This window comes from Xanthomonas bonasiae (assembly GCF_017163705.1).
GTDB classification, from domain to species: domain Bacteria; phylum Pseudomonadota; class Gammaproteobacteria; order Xanthomonadales; family Xanthomonadaceae; genus Xanthomonas_A; species Xanthomonas_A bonasiae.
In genome coordinates, this window is sequence record NZ_JAFIWB010000006.1 from 48,106 (window position 1) to 67,282 (window position 19,177).

Here is a 19,177-nt window from a genome sequence, read left to right on the forward strand (position 1 = left end):
CACTCACGCCAGGAACACCTGGCCCTCGCGCACCGTCACCGGCACCGCGAGCAGGCTCTGACCGCGGCACGGCCCGGACACGCAACTGCCGTGCTGCAATTCGAACGCAGCGCCGTGCGCCGCGCAGACCACGTGTCCTTCGCGGCTCTTCAGGAACTGTCCCGGCGCCCAGTCGAGCCGACGCCCGGCATGCGGGCACACGTTCAACCAGGCGCGCACGCCGTCGCCGTCGCGGTACAGCAGCAGCGATTCGATCTCGCCGCCGATCGCGGCCTCGGCTTCGACCAGGTTGCCGGGCTCGATCTGCTCCAGTTGCGCCAGCACGGCGGAAGATGACTCGGTCATGGAAGACGGCGGCAGCGCGGAAAGGGCCGCCATTCTTGCATGTCCGCGGTTCGCACCCGCGTCGCGCTTCACCTGGCGACGACATGCAAGACATTGAACGGGCAAGTGTTAATTTTTCGCTTAACGAACTTTTCACTCCGTCACATAAGACAGCGTCGATACTGCGCCCTCGGTTCCAACTGACACAGACTTCTGCCATGCGTGTACGCGCCTTCAATTTCGATCAGTTCCGGCATGTCTTCGCGCCGCGCAAGCCGCGCCATCCGCTGGTGAAACTGGCCGTCGGCTTGCTGGGCCTGGCGATCCTCGCCGGGCTGGTGTTCGTCAGCGTGTTCGTCGGTGCGGCGATGATCCTCGGCGGCATCGCGATGAAGCTGCTGAGCCAACGCGGCAACAAGCGTCCGGCCTCGGCACGCCAGCATGTGGTCGATGGCGAGTACCGCGTGTTGCGCAAGCCGGCGTTGCCGCTGTAAGGCTGGGATTGGGGAATCGGGATTGGGGATTCGTGAAAGCGATGCCCCTCCTTGCCTGTTGAAGTCGGGTCGAACCTGACGCGCTAAACTGCTGCATCCCGTTCTTCTCTGGATGCGTGCCCGATGAAAGACCTGTTTGCTGCTGCCGAAGCGCCGCGCGTGCCTGTGCGTGGGTTGGGGCTGTTTCCGGTGCATCGCATCTACTGCGTGGGCCGCAATTTCGCCGACCATGCGCGCGAGATGGGCGCCAGCGCTCCGGCCTCGAAGGCCGACCGCGGCCAACCGACGTTCTTCATGAAGCCGGCCGATGCGTTGGTGATCGGCGGCGACTCCATCCCCTACCCGTCCGCGACCCAGGACCTGCACCACGAAGTGGAGCTGGTGGTGGCGCTCGGCCAGGACGCGCCGGCCGGCGTGCTCGGCGTCGAGGATGCGTCCGCCCTGGTGCTCGCCTACGGCGTCGGCCTGGACCTGACCCGGCGCGATCTGCAGGCCGCGGCCAAGGCCAAGGGCCTGCCGTGGGACATCGCCAAGGGCTTCGACCATTCCGCGCCGATCAGCGAGCTGATCCCGGCTGGCGAAGTCGGCGCGCTGGAGGCGTTGAACCTGTCGCTGGAGGTCAATGGCCAGGTGCGCCAGCAATCGCTGCTCGACCAGATGATCTGGAACGTGCCGGAGATCCTGCACGAACTGTCCAAGCTGTTCGCGCTGCGCGCCGGCGACCTGGTGTTCATGGGCACGCCGGCCGGCGTGGCCGCGCTGCAGCCGGGCGATCGCTTCAGCGCGCGGCTGGAGAACGTGGCCGAGCGCCATGGCGTGATCGTCGCCTGAGTGCGCGGCGCATCGCGCGCAGGTGGCCGACGCGCAGCTTGATCCTGGAACGACAACGACTGCGCTAGGCTTGCACGGCGGCGACAGGCCCGCGCAACGTTCGAGGAAGCTTCCATGGGCATGATCCGCGAGTTCAAGGAATTCGCCATGCGCGGCAACGTGCTGGACCTGGCGGTCGGCGTGGTGCTCGGCGCCGCGTTCGGCAAGATCGTCACCGCGCTGGTGGAGAAGATCATCATGCCGCCGATCGGCATGCTCGCCGGCGGCGTGGATTTTTCGCGCTGGGCATGGACGCTGAAGGCGGCGACGGTGGACGCGGCCGGCAAGGAAGTGCCGCCGGTGGTGATCGGCATCGGCGATTTCCTCAACACCATCATCCAGTTCGTGATCGTGGCCTTCGCCATCTTCATGGTGGTCAAGGCGATCAATCGCATCGCGCGCAAGGAACCGCCCGCGCCCAAGGCGCCGAGCGAGGAAGTGCTGCTGCTGCGCGAGATCCGCGATGCGTTGAAGAACGACGCCGCATCGCAGTAAGTGCAGTGCGCAGGCGCGCCACGCGCTGCTAAGCTCGGGGCTTCCCTGTTCGCGGAGTCCCCCATGCGCCGTCTTGCCGTCGTCACCGCCGTCATGCTCGCCATCGCGTCCGCCGCCGCGGCCGAGACCACCCGCATCCCGGATGCGGCGCTGTCCACCGCCGCCACGCTGCGCGAGCAGGCGCTGGCCGACGACACCGGCTGGAAGGTGGTCGAATCGCTGACCACCGAAGTCGGCCCGCGCATGGCCGGCAGCGAGGCCGATGCGCGCGCGGTCGCGTGGGCCAAGGCCAAGTTCAAGGCGCTGGGCTTCGACAAGGTCTGGACCGAGCCGGTGACGTTCCCGAAATGGGAGCGGCGCAGCGAGCACGCGCAAGTGCTCGGCGCCAACGCGCAGCCGCTGAGCGTCACCGCGCTGGGCGGCAGCCCGGCCGGCACGGTCGAGGCCGAGGTGGTGCGCTTCGCCGACCTCGCCGCGCTGCAGGCCGCACCCGCCGGTTCGCTGCGCGGCAAGATCGCGTTCGTCGATTACCAGATGGTCAAGGCGCGCGACGGCAAGGACTACGGCAACGGCGGCGCGGTGCGCAGCAAGGGGCCGTCGGAGGCGATCCGCAAGGGCGCGATCGGCTTCGTGATGCGCTCGGCCGGCACCGATTCGCACCGCGTGCCGCATACCGGCATCACCCGGTTCGACGAAGGCCTGACGCCGGTGCCGGCGGCGGCGCTGGCGGTGCCCGACGCCAACCAGTTGGCGCGGCTGGTCGCGCGCGGCCCGGTGCGCCTGCGCCTGACGCTGGACTGCGGCTGGGACGGCCAGGCCACCTCGTACAACGTGATCGGCGAGATCACCGGGCGCAGCAAGCCCAGGGAAGTGGTGGTGATCGGCGGCCACCTGGATTCGTGGGACCTGGGCACCGGCGCGATCGACGATGGGGCCGGCGTCGGCATCAGCATGGCCGCCGGCCACCTGATCGGCCAGCTCAAGCGCGCGCCCAAGCGCACGATTCGTGTGGTCGCCTTCGCCAACGAGGAGCAGGGTCTCTACGGCGGCAAGGCCTACGCGCAGGCGCACGCCAAGGACGTGGCGCTGCACCAGATCGCCGCCGAGAGCGATTTCGGCGCCGGCCGCATCTATGCGTTCAACACCGGCTCCGGCGATGCCGCCGCCTCGCGCGAGGCGACCCGGCAGATCGCCGAGGCGCTGGCGCCGCTGGGCATCGAATACGCAGCGGACAAGGGCGGCCCCGGCCCCGACGTCGGCCCGCTCGCGGCCAAGGGCGGCGCCTGGGCATGGCTGGCGCAGGACGGCAGCGATTACTTCGACCTGCACCACACCGCCGACGACACCCTGGACAAGATCGACCCCAAGGCGCTGGCGCAGAACGTCGCCGCCTACGCGGTGTTCGCCTACCTGGCCGCGGAAGCCGACGGCGGCTTCGGCAGCCAGGCCAAGACAGTGGAACCGCCCAAGGAGTAAGCTGGCACGCCTGCCGCGGGGATGCGCGCAGGCTTTCCCCCTTTCGCAGCATCGTCAGGACCCACGATGGGCAAACGGCAAGGTCGTGCAGGCTCGGCGGTGACGCTGCTGGATGTGGCGCGGCACGCGGGCGTCTCGCCGATGACCGCCTCACGCGTGATCAACCGCCACCCACGGGTGGGCGCGGCAATGCGCGAGCGCGTCGAAGCCTCGATCAAGACGCTCGGCTACCGTCCCAACCTGGCCGGGCGCTCGTTGCGCACCGCCAGCCTGGCGCGGATCGGCGTGCTGTACAGCAATCCCAGCGCGGCCTATCTCAACCAGTTCATGCTCGGCATCCTCGAGCAGAGCAGCCTGGACGGCAGCCAGGTGCTGGTGGAAAAGAGCGACGACATGGGCAGCCAGCGCGCCGCCACCGAGCGCCTGCTCGACGCCGGCGTGGACGGGGTGATCCTGCCGCCGCCGCTGTGCGATTCGCGGCAGACCATCGAGGAACTGGACGCGCGCGGCATCCCGGTCGTCGCCGTGGCCACCGGCACGCCGATGCAGGGCGTCAGCTCGGTGCGCATCGACGACTACCACGCGGCCTGCGCGATCACCCGGCACCTGATCGACCTCGGCCACCGCGACATCGGCTTCATCAGCGGCGATCCCAAGCACACCCCGAGCGCGCTGCGCAGCCGCGCGTTCTTCGACACCATGGCCGCGGCCGGGCTGCCGGTCGCCGCCACGCGCGTGGCCGAAGGCCTGTTCACCTACCGCTCCGGGCTGGTCGCCGCGACCGCGCTGCTGCACGCCGCGCCGCGCCCGACCGCGCTGCTGTGCAGCAACGACGACATGGCCGCCGCCGCGGTCGCCATCGCCTACGGCCTGCGCCTGCGCGTGCCCGAGGACCTGTCGATCGCCGGCTTCGACGACACCCCGGTGGCGACCACGATCTGGCCCGAGCTGACCACCATCCACCAGCCGGTCACCGCGATGGGCCGCGCGGCGGTGGCGCTGCTGCTCGGCGAGATCCGCCAGCGCCGCGACGGCCTGCCCAGCCGCGGCATCCACCAGGTGATGAAGTACACGCTGGTGACCCGCGGCTCGACCGCGCCGCCGGCGGATCCGGCATTGCCGCAGGCGACGGGCTAGCGCTTTTCTTTGCTGTGGTTGAAGGCGACGGAAGTCGTAGGCGCGACGGCAGGTGGCTTCTGCCATCGGTCACGATGAGCTCTCCTGGTAACGCCCGTCGCGACTGAAGTCGCTCCCACACGACTTGGTCGACTGCGAATATCCGAGTCGAAAATGCTCACCGCGCAATCGACTCCAGTTGTGCCGCGATCCGCCTGCACCCGATCGGCACGCATCGCGATCGGGCCACGGCACGGCAACCCGCAAGGCAGGGCTGCGGCGGACCGCCACGACGGCACGCCGCGGCGAGCGGCAGCAGCGGCGGCGGTCTTCGCTACGGCAAATCGAGCAGCGCACACACCTCGCTGCGCAAACCGGACACCACCTGCGCGCCGTCCTGGTCGAAACGCAGCGATGCCTGGGTCGGCGCGAACGCCGGCCAGTGCGGCATGCCGGCGCCATTGGGATCGCCGCTGCGCGCGAACGCCGCCCAGTAGCGCTGCAGGTTCAGCGGCGGCTGGCCGATCGGCAGGCCCTTGAACACGAACGGCAGTTCGGCGCTGTGGGTCACCTTGCCGCCGGGCGCGGCCAGATCGAACTCGTAATGCCATACCGGCACGCCCTGCCGTGCCTGCGCCCGCGCCACCGCCAGCGCCGGGCAGCGGAAGGTCAGGTCGGTGGCCAGTTGCATCGCCGCATCGCCATAGCGCGGGTCGGGCACGGCCGTCGCATCGCGATACGGCGCCAGCACCTGCGCGGCCTGGTCCGGATAGTCGCGACGCAGGCGTGCTTCGGCACCGCCGGCATCACCGTAGGTCAGCTCCTGCGCCACGCTGCCGAGCAGCAGCGGCACCCGTTGCTGCTCGCCGGCGGCCAGCAGCGCCGCCGGTGCGCGCGGCAGCACCTGGCCATCGACGATCGCCTGCAGCCAGATGTAGCCGTCGTCGTCCAGTGCCGGCACGTCGACGCCCTGCGCCGCCTTCAACAGCTGCGCGACCGGCAGCCGCCGCAACGCCGGCAGGCGCTGCGTCGCGCCGATCCCGGCACGCTGCGCGATCGCCGCGCCGAGCGCCTCGTTCTCGCCCAGGCTGCGCGGCGGCAAGCCGAAGCCGGCAGTGCCGCTCTGTTCGATCGCCGCGCGGAACAGCCCTTTCGACAGCGGCGACAGCTGCAGCAGGCCCACGTCCTGTGCGCCGGCCGATTGGCCGAAGATGGTCACCTGCGCCGGGTCGCCGCCGAAGCGGGCGATGTTGTCGCGGACCCAGCGCAGCGCCGCGATCTGGTCGAGCAAGGCGTAGTTGCCGGAGGCATGGCGTGCGGATTCGGCGCTCAGCTCGGGCAGCGACAGGAAGCCGAACACGCCCAGCCGGTATTGCACGGTGACCAGCACCACGCCCTGCTGCGCCAGCGACGACGGCAGCACGTCGGCGCCGCCGGCGACATTGGCGCCACCATGGATCCACACCATTACCGGCTGTTTCGCCGCCGGATCCAGGCGCGGCGTCTGCACTTCCACGTAGAGGCAGTCTTCGCTGGAGCGCTGCGCCAGCGCAGCGTTCCAGCCGATCGCCGGCTGCGCGCAGGTCGGCGCCGGCTGGCTGGCATCGCGCACGCCGCGCCAACGCGCAGGCGGCTGCGGCGGACGCCAGCGGTTCGCGCCGGTCGGCGGCGCGGCGAACGGGATCGCGCGGAACAGCACGCTGCCGTCGGCCTGGACCTGCCCGCGCACGCTGCCCGCGGCCAGCGTCACCTGCGTCTCAGGCAAGGCAGCGGGCGCCGCACGCGCGTTCGCCAGCGGCGCGACGCCCAGCAATAAGCACAACAGCGCAGGCAGCACCGACTTCACCGCGCCGCTCCCGACGCCGCGACGCGACTGCGCCAGGCGCCGAGCAGCACCGCGGTGGCCGCGGCGACGTTGAGGCTTTCCACCGCGCCGCTGCCGGGGATCGACAGGCGCAGTTCGCAGGCCTGCGCGAAGTCGCGGTCCATGCCCTCGCTCTCGGCCCCCATCACGTAGACCAGGCGCGGCGGCAACGCGGCGGCGAACACGTCGTCGCCGCCGTCCACCAGCGTCGCCGCCAGCGCGAAGCCGGCCGCACGCAATTGCGCCAGCGCCTGTTCCGTCGGCGGCAGCCGCACCAGCGGCAGCGCCTCGGCGCCGCCTTCGGCCACGCGCGCGGCGGCGCCGGACAGGGCCAGCGTCGTGGTATCCGGCAACAGGATCGCGGCGGCGCCGAAATGCGCGGCCGAGCGCAGGATCGCGCCGAAGTTGTGCGGGTTGCCGACGCCGTCCAGCCACAACGCCAGCGCCGGGCCCGGCGCCAGTCCCTGCAGCCACGCCGCCAGCGGCAGCGGTTCGGCGCGCAGCACGTCGGCGACCACGCCCTCGTGGTGCGCGCTGGCCGCGAGCTTGTTCAGATCGGCCTCGTCCACCACCCGGTAGCCGACGCGGTTGGCCGCACACCACTTGAGCAGCGGCTGCAGCGCCGGAATCCGCGCCTCGGCCAGATACAGCTTGCGGATCGCCTCGGGCCGGCGCGCGTACACCGCGCGCACCGCGTTGAGTCCGTACAGGCGCAGCTCGCCGCGGTTGGCGTCGGCCGCGCGCGGCGCGGGCGCGGCGCGTTCGGGCGGCGCCGGCGGACGCGGGCCGCGCGGGCTCTTGCCCCAGGGATTGTTCATCGCCGCACGCTCGGCAGCGCAGCGCATGCGGCGGCAACGCGCGGGAAAGAAAGGTCATGACACATGGGCAAGGTCTCCTGGACCGCAATGGCAACGCACCGTACCGGCGCGACCCGGCGATTTTCGCTCATCCCCGCCCGCAGGTGCGGCCGGCGTCGTTCACGCGGCGGCGCCTGCGCACCTGCGCCCGGTCGGCGGGGTCCTGCGCCGGCATTTCCGCCCTCCACGGCGGAGCTATCTGGCGACGGCGCATCGATTGTCTACCCAGTGCGCCGAGAAAGAGGAACAGCGGCCCGATTGCGACCGTGAAGCCGTTCGCCGTCGCTCGCCACCATGCCGCATTCGCGGCGCCAGGCGACGAATTCTCACAATCGCCCCGCTGCGGCAAGGCACATCGTCGCCGCAACCCGGCACGGCAAAGGACGGCGCTATCGACCACACCCACGACCGCGGCACCCGGCTTCGCATTGCGGGACACCATCGCCTCGATACCGACCCGACCGCTCAGCGACGGCGGATGCGGCAGCGAGCCGAGCAGGTCCCACGGCACTCCTTCCTGCCTCATCATCACAAGGCGACCCCAATGAAACCCTCTGTCCGCAGCGCACGATCGACACTGCGTCGTTGTTCCAGCACCGCATTGATGCTGCTCTCCCTGCTCGGCATGGCCGGCGCCGCGTCGGCGGCGCCCCAGGATGGCGCGCCGGATGCCCGGCTCGCCCGGGTCGGCGCCATGAGTGCAGCGCACAAGCCGGCCGGCATTCCGGACGACTACGTCGCGACCCCGTTCGGCTATTTCGCGCCGGCGTGCGTCCGGCAAGTCCACAGCGGCGAGCGCATCCTCGAGGATGGCAGCCTGCAACACGTCGATGGCGTGCGCGAACAGGCACAGGCCTGTGCCCAGGACAACTTCACTCCCAGCGGCGTACGGGTGCGGCCCGACGGTCGCGGCATCGATGGCCGGCAGGTCCGCAGCAGCGCCGCGCTGACAGCGTCCAGAGCACGCAGCGCGGTGCCGCCACCGATTGCGCACGATTGGGTCCAGTCGGCCATCGACGTGACGGGCGCCAAGATGGGCCGCATCGTCGCGAGCTGGAAAGTGCCGCAGAATCCGACCAACGTGGCGCACCAGACGGTGTACTTCTTCCCGGGCATGCAGAGCGACGATCCGACGATCCTGCAACCGGTGCTGGGCTACCGCGGCGACAGCAACACCTGGGATCTGAGCAGTTGGAACTGCTGCCAGGATGGCATGGTGTGGTCCAGCGATTTCATTCCGGCCAAAGCCGGCGACCAGATCGTGGGCGACACCTACGCCACCTGCAACAACGGCAGGCCCTGCGCGAACTGGAACGTCGATACACGCAACGTCACCACCGGCGAGAGCGTACGGCTCAGCACCACCTACGACATCAATTCGAATACGCACCTGGTGATCGGTGGCGCGCTGGAGGTGTATTCGGTGGACAGTTGCGACCAGTATCCGCCCGACGGCCGCATCACCTTCAACGCGATCGGCGTATACGACTACAAACTAGGACGCGTGCAGTCGCCGGCATGGGTTTCGTACAGCGACAGCTCCGGCCTGGACGTGCAGTGCAACTACGATGTGCAGACCACCTCCACCTCGGCGACGATCTCCTACTGATCGTGCCCCGCCCCCAAGGGCACGACACCGCTGCCGGCCACAGGCCGGCAGCGTGTCATCGCGGCACGCACCGCCACGCGGCGATCATTCGCCGCGCGGCGCCGGCGGCAACAGGCGCTCGCGCCACAGATCGGCATTCTTGATGCCCAGCGGCAGCGGATCGAACACCGGGTCCAGGCCGGCCTTCTTCTGCCGCTCGTAGTCGCGCAGCGCCAGCAGCGCCGGCTTCTGCAGGATCAGGATGGCGATGATGTTGAGCCAGGCCATCAGGCCCACGCCGATGTCGCCCAGCGACCACGCCAGCTTGGCGTCGTGGAACGCGCCGAACACCACCATGCCGAGGATGCCCAGCCGCAGCACCAGCACGCTGAGCGGACGGCGGCGGTTGCCGTTGATGTAGCTGAGGTTGGTCTCGGCCATGTAGTAATAGGCCATGATCGTGGTGAAGGCGAAGAAGAACAGCGCCAGCGCCACGAAGCCGGCGCCCCAGCCGGGCAGGATCGCGTCCACCGCGGCCTGCGCGTAGCCCGGGCCTTCCTGCACCCCGCGCAGGCCGGCGAACAGGTGCTCGCCGCCGTCCGGCGCATACACGTTGTACTTGCCGGTGGCCAGGATCAGGAACGCGGTCGCGGTGCACACCATCATCGTGTCGAAATAGATCGCGAAGGCCTGCACGTAGCCCTGCTTGGCCGGATGCGAGACCTCGGCGGCGGCCGCGGCGTGCGGGCCGGTGCCCTGCCCGGCCTCGTTGGCGTAGATGCCGCGCTTGACCCCCCACTCCACCGCCAGGCCCAGCAGTGCGCCGAACGCGGCATGCGCGCCGAACGCGCTGCGGAAGATGATCGAGAACATCTCCGGCACCCGCTCGGCGTTGAGCACCATCACCACCACCGCCATCAGGATGTAGCCCAGCGCCATGAACGGCACCACGATCTCGGCGAAGTTGGCGATGCGCTTGACCCCGCCGAAGATGATCACCGCCAGCAACAGCGCCACCGTCGCGCCGATCCCCAGCTTCAGCGCCTGCACCGCCGGCAACCCCATCCACAGTCCGTCGAGCGGACCGCACAGCGGGCCGCCGCGGCAGGCGTTGACCACGCTGTCGGCGATCGCATTGGCCTGCACGCCGGGCATCAGGAAGCCGGTGGCGACGATGGTGGCGAACGCGAACAGCAGCGCGTACCACTTCAGCCCCATCGCCTTTTCGATGTAGTACGCCGGGCCGCCGCGGTAGCGCCCGTCGGCGTCCTTGACCTTGTAGATCTGCGCCAGGGTCGATTCGATGTACGAGGTGGAGGCGCCGAAGAAGCCCATCACCCACATCCAGAAGATCGCGCCCGGCCCGCCGAAGGCGATGGCGGTGGCCACGCCGGCGATGTTGCCGATGCCGATGCGCCCGGCCATCGACATCGCCAGCGCCTGGAACGAAGACACGCCGGCATCGGATTTCTGCCCGCCGATGGTCAACCGCAGCATCTCGACGAAGCCGCGCACCTGCATGAAGCGGGTGCGGATGGTGAAGTACAGGCCGGCGGCCAGGCACATGAAGATCAGCGCCTTGCTCCAGATCAAGCCATTCAATGCAGTGATGATCGATTCCACGCAGTTCCCCGAAGCGCAAGAAGGACGCCCCGCGAACGGGGCTGCCTCGATTGTGCATGAATCGGCGCTGACTGCGAAACGCAGGTCTCACTCTGGCCCGTGCAGGCGCCCGAACAGGTGCAGATCGTGCAGGCGTCCGTGCTTGCGCAGCGCGCCGCGGCGGATGCCTTCGCGGACGAAGCCGTTCTTCTCCAGCACCCGCGCCGAGGCCGGGTTGCTGTCCAGCACGCTGGTCTCGATGCGCAGCAGCCCGAGCGCGGGAATCGCCCAGTCCAGATAGGTGGCGACGATCCGCGTCATCCGTCCCTGGCCCCAGTAGCGGCGCCCCAGCCAATAGCCCAGTTCGGCGACATGCGCGCGCTCGCCGCGGCCAGGACGCAAGCCGATGCTGCCGCAGGCCTCGCCGTCGATCTCGATCGCCAGCACCGGGTGCGCCAGATCCACCACGCGCCCGCTCAGGAACGCCTCGCCGTCGGCACGGGTGTAGGGATGCGGAAAACGCTCGCTGAGGCCGCGCACCACCTGCGCATCGTCGGCATGGCGCAGCAGCGCGTCGAGATCGTCGCCGCGCCAACGGCGCAGTTGCATCCCGTCGATGCCAAGGCGCAGGTCGCGCCAGGCCGTGGCGCTGGGGTCATCGGGCATCGGCGGCGCTCCTGCAGGTCGGCAGCCGAGCATAACCGGCGATTGCGCGCAGTTGCCGCATTGCCGGTCGCTGCACGGCATGCGCGCGCCGCGCAGTGCAGCGCAACGACAAGCGGGCGCAATGACGTGCCGCCGCGGTGCGTCTTGCCGCGCGCCGGCGCGGTGCCGGCACGCACGACAGGCCGGCGAAAGGTTTGCGCGCGCTAATGCAGCGCGCCCCCTCCTCCGCGATCGTTACCGAGCCGTCCCGATGCATTCCGCGACCTCCCCCGCTGCGGCACGTATTCCGATCTTCATGTACCACAACATCGCGCAGGCGCCGCGGCAGCTGCAGGTGTACCGCAGCCTGTACGTCGCGCCGGCGCGTTTCGCGCGGCAGATGCGCCTGCTGCAGCGGCTGGGCTACCGCGGCGTGTCCATGTCCGACGCCATGCCCTACCTGCGTGGCGAACGCCACGGCCGGATCGCGGTGGTGACCCTGGACGACGGCTACCTCGACAACCTGCATGCGGCGCTGCCAGTGCTGCAACGGCTGGGCTTCAGCGCCACCGTGTACGCGGTCAGCGGCAGCATCGGCCGCCACAACACCTGGGACGCACAGAAACTCGGCATCGAAAAGCCGCTGATGAGCCTGGCCGAGCTGCGCCAGTGGCGCGCCGGCGGCATGGAGATCGGCGCGCACACGCGCTCGCATCCGCATCTGACCGCGTGCAGCGATGCCGAGCTGCGCGAGGAAATCGGCGGCTGCAAGCGCGCGCTGGAGGATCTGCTCGGCGAGCCGGTGACCCAGTTCTGCTATCCGTACGGCGACGTGGACGCGCGCGTCGCCGCGACGGTGCGCGAGGCCGGCTATGTCGCCGCGACCACCACCCGGCGCGGCCGTGCCGTGCCCGGGTCCGATCCCTGGCGCTATCCGCGCATCCAGGTGGCGCGGCATCACGTTCTGCCGCAGTTCGCGCTGCGCGCGCTGACCGGCTACGAGGATCGGCGCGCATGAAGTTCCTGTTCGTCGGCACCAATCCCGAGAACACCGGCGCGGCCACGCACTTCGTGGCGCTGGCGCAGGCGCTGGCCGGTGCCGGCCATCGCGTCGAGGTGATCGCCTGCCAGGGCGGACTGATCGCCGAGGAGTTGCAACGCAGCGGGGTGAGCGTGCATTTCGGCCACTTCCGCAACGCGCTGGATCCGGCCGGCTACGCGCCGCTGCTGCGCCTGGCGCGGGACCTGCAACCGGACTGGCTCGTCGGCAATTTCGGCAAGGAATACTGGCCGTTGCTGCTGGTCGGCCGCGCGCTCGGCATCCGCGTGGCGCTGTTCCGGCACCGCGCGCCGGCAATGCGCGCCTTCTCCGGCTACGCGATCCCGCGCCTGGCCTCGCGCTTCTTCGCGGTGTCGCGCTATGCACGGCAGGCCTACCTGGACCGCGGCGTGCCGGAGGCGCTGGTGCAGGTGCTGTACAACCCGGTGAACATGGACAACCTGCGCCCGGATCCGCGGCGCGGCCGCGAGATGCGCGCCCTGCTCGGGCTGCCCGAGGACGCGATCGTGATCGGCTACAGCGGCCGCCTGCAGCACGGCAAGGGCATCTTTCCGCTGCTGGAGGCGGCGTCTGCGGCGATGGCGATGGAACCGGCGCTGCACTGCCTGTGGCTGGGCGACGGCCCCGATGCGGCGCGCCTGCACGCGCATGCCGGCGGCCAGGCCACGTCCGCCCGGCACCGCTTCGTCGGCTGGGTCAACGACGCCACGCCCTACTACAACGCGATGTCGATACTGGCGTTTCCGTCGCTGGCGCCGGAAACCTTCGGCCGGGTCTCGGTGGAAGCGCAGGCCAGCGAAGTGCCGGTGCTCGCCAGCCGCGTCGGCGGCGTGGCCGAGACGCTGGATGCCGACGTCAGCGGCGAACTGCTGCCGCCGGGCGACGTGAACGCCTGGCGCGACGCGATCCTGCGCATGTGCGATGCGCAGCGCCGCCAGCGCATGGGCCAGGCCGGCCGCCAGTTCGTGCAGCGCCACTTCGCCGGCGCGGTGATCGCCGCGCAGTTCGTGCAGGTGCTGCAAGCGCCGCGCCGCGCGCCGCAGCGGCTGACCCAGGCGCAACCCGGCGCGCACTGACGCCAGCCGGCGGCGACCAGCGACGCCACCGCACCGGGCCGCACGCCAGCCGGCGCACCCCGCCTTGCTAGCCGCAGCGATCGCGACGCGCCGGCGCATGCGCGCCGCATGCCTCAGCCGGCGGCGGCACCGCGGCGGCGGGTGAAATACGGGTACGCCGCGACGAATGCCAGCGCAGAAGCGGTCCCGAACAGCGTGCGCAGCGCGCCGCCGACGGTGTGCGGGATCTTCCATGCATGCAGCGCGGCGTCGTACCAGACCAGCTGCAACAGCATCAGCCCGAACAGCGCCATCGGCACCCCGAACACCAGCCAGCCGAACGCCCGCACTGCCGGCCTGGTCGTGCGCTCCTGCAGCTTGCCGACGATTTCGGTCGTGGCCAGGTGGTACTGGAACGGATCGGCCGTGGAAGACAGGGGCCGCTGCGCTGGCGGCGGCTCGGGCCGCACCGGCTGGTGAGTCACCTGTTCCACCGCCGCCGGCGCGACCAGCTCGGTGACATTGGTCCTGGCCAGCAAGGCCTGCATCTTCGGATCCACGCGTTCCCCCTGAACGTTGCCGCAAGGATCCGGCCCCGGGGTGTCCCTGGATCCACACCGCCTCCCTGCATGCATAGGATGCGCACCGGCGCGGCGGCCGGCAACTCCCGCTGCGCCGCCGCGCCGCCGGCGTCCGCGCTCAGTCGTGCGCGTCCAGCCACCCCAGCACCTGCGCCGCCAGCGCCTCGGCGTTGTCGCCGTCCGCGCGCAGGTGCAGCTCCGGCTGCTCCGGCGCCTCGTACGGCGAATCGATGCCGGTGAAGTTGGGGATCTGCCCGGCGCGGGCCTTGGCGTACAGCCCCTTCACGTCGCGCGCCTCGGCCACGTGCAGCGGCACGTCGACGAAGACCTCGACGAATTCGCCCTCGGCGAAGCGCTCGCGCGCCATGCGCCGCTCGGCACGGAACGGCGAGATGAAGCTGACCAGCACGATCAGCCCGGCGTCGGCCATCAGGCGCGCCACCTCGGCGACGCGGCGGATGTTCTCCACCCGGTCCTCGTCGGTGAAGCCCAGGTCGCGGTTCAGCCCGTGCCGCACGTTGTCGCCGTCGAGGATGAACGTGTGATAGCCGAGCGCATGCAGGCGCTTGTCGACCAGATTGGCGACGGTGGACTTGCCGGCGCCGGACAGGCCGGTGAACCACAGCACCTTCGGCGACTGGCCCTTGATCCGCGCGCGCGCGGCGCGGTCCACGTCCAGGTGCTGCCAGTGCACGTTGCCGGCGCGGCGCAGCGCGAAATCCAGCGTGCCGGCGGCGACGGTGGCGTTGCTCTGCCGGTCGATCAGGATGAAGCCGCCGAGTGCGCGGTTGCGCGCGTACGGCTCGAAGACGATCGACTCGTCCAGCGACAGGTTGCAGTAGCCGACCTCGTTCAATTCCAGGCGCTTGGCCGCCAGCCGCTCCTGCGTGTTCACGTCGATGCGGTGCTTGATCTCGCTGACGCTGGCCGACACCGTGCGCGTGCCGATCTTCAGCCAGTACGGGCGCCCCGGCAGCAGTGCGGCATCGTCCATCCACAGCACGTGCGCGGCGAACTGGTCGGCCACCTCCGGCGGGTCGGCGGCGGCGGCGATCACGTCGCCGCGGCTGATGTCGATCTCGTCGGCCAGGGTCAGCGTCACCGCCTGCCCGGCCACGGCCCGGTCCACGTCGCCAGCGCCGTCGAGCACCCGTGCGACGGTGGAGCGGCGCGCCGACGGCAGCACCACCACCGCGTCGCCCGGCCGCACCTGGCCGGCCGCGAGCGTACCGGCGAAACCGCGGAACTGCTGGTTCGGGCGGTTGACCCATTGCACCGGCAGGCGCAGGCCGCTGTCGGCGTCGCGCGCGGCCAGGTCCAGACCTTCCAGGTATTCGAGCAAGGCCGGGCCGCCATACCAGGGCGTGCGCGCGGACCGCTGCGACAGGTTGTTGCCGTCGAGCGCCGACAGCGGGATGCAGTGCACCTGCGCGATGCCCAGTTGCGCGGCCAGCGCGCGGTAACTGGCGACGATCGCATCGAAGGTGGCCTGGTCGAAATCGACCAGGTCCATCTTGTTGACCGCCAGCACCACGTGGCGGATGCCGAGCAGCGAGACGATGTAGCTGTGGCGGCGGGTCTGGGTCAGCAGGCCCTTGCGCGCATCGACCAGCACCACCGCCACGTCGGCGGTGGAAGCGCCGGTGGCCATGTTGCGGGTGTACTGCTCGTGGCCGGGGCAATCGGCGACGATGAACTTGCGCTTGTCGGTATCGAAGTAGCGGTAGGCCACATCGATGGTGATGCCCTGCTCGCGCTCGGCGGCCAGGCCGTCGAGCAGCAGCGCGTAGTCGATCTCGCCGCCGCGGGTGCCGTGGCGCTTGCTGTCGGCGCTGAGCGCGGCGAGCTGGTCGTCGAACAGGCGCTTGCTGTCGTACAGCAGGCGCCCGATCAGCGTGCTCTTGCCGTCGTCGACGCTGCCGCAGGTGATGAAGCGCAGCAGCGGCTTGTGTTCGTGCTGCTGCAGGTAGGCGGCGACCGCGTCGCCGCCGGGATTCGGGATTCGGGATTCGGGATTCGCAACAGCGTCCCCACCCCTTCCTGCGTCCACGGCGGAAGACTGCCTTTCCGAATCCCCAATCCCGAATCCCGAATCCCGGCTCATCAGAAATACCCTTCCAACTTCTTCTTCTCCATCGACGCGCCCGGATCCTGATCGATCACCCGCCCCTGCCGCTCCGAGGTGGTGGTCAGCAGCATCTCGGCGATGATCTTTTCCAGCGTGTCGGCCTGCGACTCGACCGCGCCGGTCAGCGGATAGCAGCCCAGGGTACGGAACCGCACCTGTCGCCGCTGCGGCACTTCGCCGTCGCGCAGCGGCAGCCGCGCGTCGTCCACCAGGATCAGCGCGCCGTCGCGCTCCACCACCGGGCGTTCGGCGGCGAAATACAGCGGCACCACCGGAATCGCTTCGCGGTAGATGTACAGCCAGATATCCAGCTCGGTCCAGTTGGACAGCGGGAACACGCGCACGCTCTCGCCGGCATGGACCCGGGCGTTGTACAGATTCCACAGCTCGGGGCGCTGGTTCTTCGGGTCCCAGCGATGCTTGTCGTTGCGGAACGAGAACACCCGCTCCTTGGCCCGCGCCTTCTCCTCGTCGCGGCGCGCGCCGCCGATCGCCGCGTCGAACCGGCCCTGGTCCAGCGCCTGCTTCAGGCCCTGGGTCTTCATCACGTCGGTATGCACGGTCGCGCCGTGCGTGAACGGGCCGATGTCCTGGGCGATGCCGTCGGGATTGATGTGCACGCGCAGGTCCACCCCGGTTTCGGCGGCGCGGCGGTCGCGGAACGCGATCATCTCGCGGAACTTCCAGCGCGTGTCCACGTGCAGCAACGGGATCGGCGGAGGCGCCGGCGCGAACGCCTTCAGCAGCAGGTGCAGCAGCACCGAGCTGTCCTTGCCGACCGAATACAGCAGCACCGGATTGCGGAACTCGGCGGCCACCTCGCGCAGGATGTGGATGCTTTCGGCCTCGAGCCGGTCGAGGTGGGACAGGGCGGAAGAACGCATCGGGGACAACGCAAGGCTCGTTGGGAAGGGGTACGTACAGAGGGTAGCAGCGGCCGCGACGCCTGGGGCGACCGGGGCCGGCAGTGTGTGATGGGTCTGGCAGGCACTGAAATAAGCGGGGGGCATAAGCCGATAACCCCTGCTCCTTTCTGCCCCGCGCAACGAATCCCTAACATCGGTCATCCCTTCTTCCCACCCGGACCGGTCATGACCGCCGCCTCGCCCGCGTTGCCGCCCAGCCCCTTGCCCGACGAGCGCAAGGCGCTGCTGGCGCGGACGGTGGAGGGGCTGGATGCGGCCAGCCTGTGGTGGCTGTCCGGCTATGCCGCCGGCCTGGCCCAGGGCCAGGGCCATGCACCGCCCTCGCTGGCGGTGTTGCCGGGCGGCGCCGCGACCAGCCAGACCGCGCAGCGGCTGAGCATTGTCTACGGCAGCCAGACCGGCAACGCCCGCCGCGCCGCCGAGCAACTGGCGGCCGACGCCGAGGCCGCCGGGCTGACGGTCCGCCTGCTGCGCGCCGACGCCTACCCGACCCGCGAACTGGCCAGCGAGCGCCTGCTGTACGTGGTCATCAGCACCCAGGGCGAAGGCGATCCGCCGGACGACGCGATCGGCCTGGTCGAATTCCTGCAGGGCCGCCGCGCGCCCAAGCTGCCGGAACTGAAATACGCGGTGCTCGGCCTGGGCGATTCCAGCTACGCCGACTTCTGCGGCATCGGCAAGCGCATCGATGCGCGCCTGGCCGAACTCGGCGCGCAGCGGCTGCTGCCACTGGGCGAGGCCGACCTGGACATCGACACCGTGGCGACCCCGTGGCGCGCGCAGGCGCTGACGCAGGCGCGCGAGCTGCTGAAGAGCGCGGCCGCGCCGTCGGCGACGGTGACCCCGCTGCGCAGCAGCGCCGCGGCGGCGTGGAACCACGAGCGCCCGTTCGCCGCCGAGGTGCTGGCCAACCAGCGCATCAGCGGCCGCGATTTCAAGGGTCCGCGCTATGCCGCGCATGGCAAGGCCGACAAGGACGTGCGCCACCTGGAACTGTCGCTGGCCGGCAGCGGCCTGCACTACGAACCCGGCGACGCGCTGGGCATCCGCCACCGCAATCCGCCGGCGCTGGTCGAGGCCATTTTGACGGCGACGCGACTCGACGGTCATGCCGACGTCACCGTCGATGCGCAGACTCTTCCCCTGCACGAGTGGCTCGCCGCGCATCGCGAACTGACCCGGGCCTCGCGGCCGTTCCTGGCCGCGGTCGCCCGCCGCTCAGCCGCCCCGGCGCTGGAGCAGTTGCTCGACCCTACCCAGACCGCCGGTCTGGCGGCGTTGCTGGCCGATCACCAGGTGATCGACGTGCTGCGACGCTGGCCGGCGGATTGGGACCACAGCGCACTGCTGGAGGCGCTGCGGCCCCTGGCCCCGCGCCTGTATTCGATCGCCTCCAGCCGCAAGCGGGTCGGCGATGAAGTCCACCTTGCCGTCGACGTGCTGGCCTACCAGGCGCACGGCCACGCCCATGGCGGCGCGGCCAGCGGCTTTCTGGCCGCCCTGGCCGAAGGCGACAGCGCCCCGGTCTACATCGAACCCAACGAACGCTTCCGGGTGCCGGCCGACGCCAGCCGCGACATCCTGATGATCGGTCCCGGCACCGGCGTGGCGCCGTTCCGCGGCTTCGTGCAGGAACGCGCCGAGAGCGGCGCCGGCGGCCGCAACTGGCTGTTCTTCGGCGCCCGCCACTTCAACCAGGATTTCCTGTACCAGGCCGAGTGGCAGCAGGCGCTGCGCAGCGGCGAACTGCAGCGCCTGGACCTGGCGTTCTCGCGCGACGTGCAGCCGCTGCGCGACGGCAACGTGCCGGACAAGGTGTACGTGCAGCAGCGCCTGCGCGAACACGGCCGCGACGTCTACGACTGGCTGCAGAACGGCGCGCACCTGTACGTGTGCGGCGCGATCGGCATGGGCAAGGACGTCCACGCCACGCTGCAGCAGATCGTGATCGAGCACGGCGCGCGCAGCGCCGAGGATGCAGCAGCCTATCTCACGGCGCTGCAGCGGGAGGGGCGGTATGCGCGCGATGTGTATTGAGGCTGGGATTGGGGAGTCGGGATTGGGGATTCGTAAGAGCGCATTTCTGGAGTGTTGCG

The 19,177-nt window shown here is 70.3% G+C and carries 17 protein-coding genes; 9 read left to right on the forward strand and 8 right to left on the reverse strand.

What is annotated here, in order from left to right; all coding sequences use genetic code 11:
* Positions 1 to 3: 3 nt before the first annotated feature.
* Positions 4 to 345, reverse strand: coding sequence for a Rieske (2Fe-2S) protein (locus JR064_RS08260; protein WP_179566697.1), 342 nt, complete (start codon positions 343 to 345; stop codon positions 4 to 6).
* Positions 346 to 542: 197 nt separating this feature from the next.
* Here JR064_RS08260 and JR064_RS08265 point away from each other — a divergent pair, with 197 nt between their 5' ends.
* From JR064_RS08265 to JR064_RS08285, 5 genes are all read left to right on the forward strand, one after another.
* Positions 543 to 818: a hypothetical protein gene (locus tag JR064_RS08265; protein WP_179566699.1), complete on the forward strand. Its 276-nt coding sequence runs from the start codon at positions 543 to 545 to the stop codon at positions 816 to 818.
* 123 nt (positions 819 to 941) lie between these two features.
* Positions 942 to 1,649 carry a fumarylacetoacetate hydrolase family protein gene (locus JR064_RS08270; RefSeq protein ID WP_179566701.1) on the forward strand — a complete coding sequence of 236 codons (708 nt, stop codon included), beginning with the start codon at positions 942 to 944 and terminating at the stop codon, positions 1,647 to 1,649.
* A gap of 114 nt (positions 1,650 to 1,763) precedes the next feature.
* Positions 1,764 to 2,183: a large-conductance mechanosensitive channel protein MscL gene (gene mscL / locus JR064_RS08275; protein WP_206229406.1), complete on the forward strand. Its 420-nt coding sequence runs from the start codon at positions 1,764 to 1,766 to the stop codon at positions 2,181 to 2,183.
* A gap of 63 nt (positions 2,184 to 2,246) precedes the next feature.
* The gene (locus tag JR064_RS08280) at positions 2,247 to 3,659 is read left to right on the forward strand and encodes a M28 family peptidase (RefSeq protein ID WP_206229407.1); all 1,413 of its coding nucleotides are present in this window, start codon (positions 2,247 to 2,249) and stop codon (positions 3,657 to 3,659) included.
* A 66-nt stretch (positions 3,660 to 3,725) separates the two neighbouring features.
* Positions 3,726 to 4,796, forward strand: coding sequence for a LacI family DNA-binding transcriptional regulator (locus JR064_RS08285; RefSeq protein WP_206229408.1), 1,071 nt, complete (start codon positions 3,726 to 3,728; stop codon positions 4,794 to 4,796).
* Positions 4,797 to 5,109: 313 nt separating this feature from the next.
* Here the strand turns inward: JR064_RS08285 and JR064_RS08290 are convergent, their stop codons facing one another.
* Entirely contained in the window at positions 5,110 to 6,612 is a 1,503-nt protein-coding gene (locus tag JR064_RS08290; protein WP_425510282.1) for a carboxylesterase/lipase family protein, read from the reverse strand.
* A 5-nt stretch (positions 6,613 to 6,617) separates the two neighbouring features.
* Positions 6,618 to 7,457: a TrmH family RNA methyltransferase gene (locus JR064_RS08295; RefSeq protein ID WP_241092929.1), complete on the reverse strand. Its 840-nt coding sequence runs from the start codon at positions 7,455 to 7,457 to the stop codon at positions 6,618 to 6,620.
* Between the two features lie 664 nt (positions 7,458 to 8,121).
* Here JR064_RS08295 and JR064_RS08300 point away from each other — a divergent pair.
* A complete protein-coding gene (locus JR064_RS08300; RefSeq protein ID WP_425510283.1) occupies positions 8,122 to 9,105 on the forward strand; it encodes a hypothetical protein in 984 nt (327 codons plus the stop codon).
* A gap of 84 nt (positions 9,106 to 9,189) precedes the next feature.
* On the opposite strand, the gene JR064_RS08305 is transcribed toward JR064_RS08300, so the two are convergent.
* Together JR064_RS08305 and JR064_RS08310 are read right to left on the reverse strand one after the other, a co-directional pair.
* A complete protein-coding gene (locus tag JR064_RS08305; RefSeq protein ID WP_179566709.1) occupies positions 9,190 to 10,707 on the reverse strand; it encodes an alanine/glycine:cation symporter family protein in 1,518 nt (505 codons plus the stop codon).
* An 87-nt stretch (positions 10,708 to 10,794) separates the two neighbouring features.
* On the reverse strand, positions 10,795 to 11,352 hold the full coding sequence (locus tag JR064_RS08310) for a GNAT family N-acetyltransferase (protein WP_206229410.1): 558 nt from the start codon (positions 11,350 to 11,352) through the stop codon (positions 10,795 to 10,797).
* 250 nt (positions 11,353 to 11,602) lie between these two features.
* On the opposite strand from JR064_RS08310, the gene JR064_RS08315 reads away from it, so the two are divergent.
* Positions 11,603 to 12,349 carry a polysaccharide deacetylase family protein gene (locus JR064_RS08315; protein WP_206229411.1) on the forward strand — a complete coding sequence of 249 codons (747 nt, stop codon included), beginning with the start codon at positions 11,603 to 11,605 and terminating at the stop codon, positions 12,347 to 12,349.
* Complete coding sequence (locus tag JR064_RS08320; RefSeq protein ID WP_206229412.1) at positions 12,346 to 13,467, forward strand: glycosyltransferase family 4 protein; 1,122 nt, start codon at positions 12,346 to 12,348, stop codon at positions 13,465 to 13,467. The genes JR064_RS08315 and JR064_RS08320 overlap by 4 nt, the downstream gene beginning before the upstream one ends.
* A gap of 113 nt (positions 13,468 to 13,580) precedes the next feature.
* Here JR064_RS08320 and JR064_RS08325 read toward each other — a convergent pair whose 3' ends face one another.
* The 3 genes from JR064_RS08325 to cysD all read right to left on the reverse strand — a co-directional run bounded on the left by JR064_RS08325 (position 13,581) and on the right by cysD (position 17,165).
* On the reverse strand, positions 13,581 to 14,006 hold the full coding sequence (locus tag JR064_RS08325; RefSeq protein ID WP_338123878.1) for a hypothetical protein: 426 nt from the start codon (positions 14,004 to 14,006) through the stop codon (positions 13,581 to 13,583).
* A gap of 139 nt (positions 14,007 to 14,145) precedes the next feature.
* Positions 14,146 to 16,131 carry a sulfate adenylyltransferase subunit CysN gene (gene cysN / locus JR064_RS08330; protein ID WP_206229413.1) on the reverse strand — a complete coding sequence of 662 codons (1,986 nt, stop codon included), beginning with the start codon at positions 16,129 to 16,131 and terminating at the stop codon, positions 14,146 to 14,148.
* Positions 16,131 to 17,165: a sulfate adenylyltransferase subunit CysD gene (gene cysD, locus JR064_RS08335; protein WP_425510280.1), complete on the reverse strand. Its 1,035-nt coding sequence runs from the start codon at positions 17,163 to 17,165 to the stop codon at positions 16,131 to 16,133. Before cysD ends, cysN begins: the two co-directional genes overlap by 1 nt.
* An 81-nt stretch (positions 17,166 to 17,246) precedes the next feature.
* Between cysD and JR064_RS08340 the strand changes: the two genes are divergently transcribed.
* Positions 17,247 to 19,118, forward strand: coding sequence for an assimilatory sulfite reductase (NADPH) flavoprotein subunit (locus JR064_RS08340; RefSeq protein ID WP_206229414.1), 1,872 nt, complete (start codon positions 17,247 to 17,249; stop codon positions 19,116 to 19,118).
* Positions 19,119 to 19,177 lie beyond the last annotated feature (59 nt).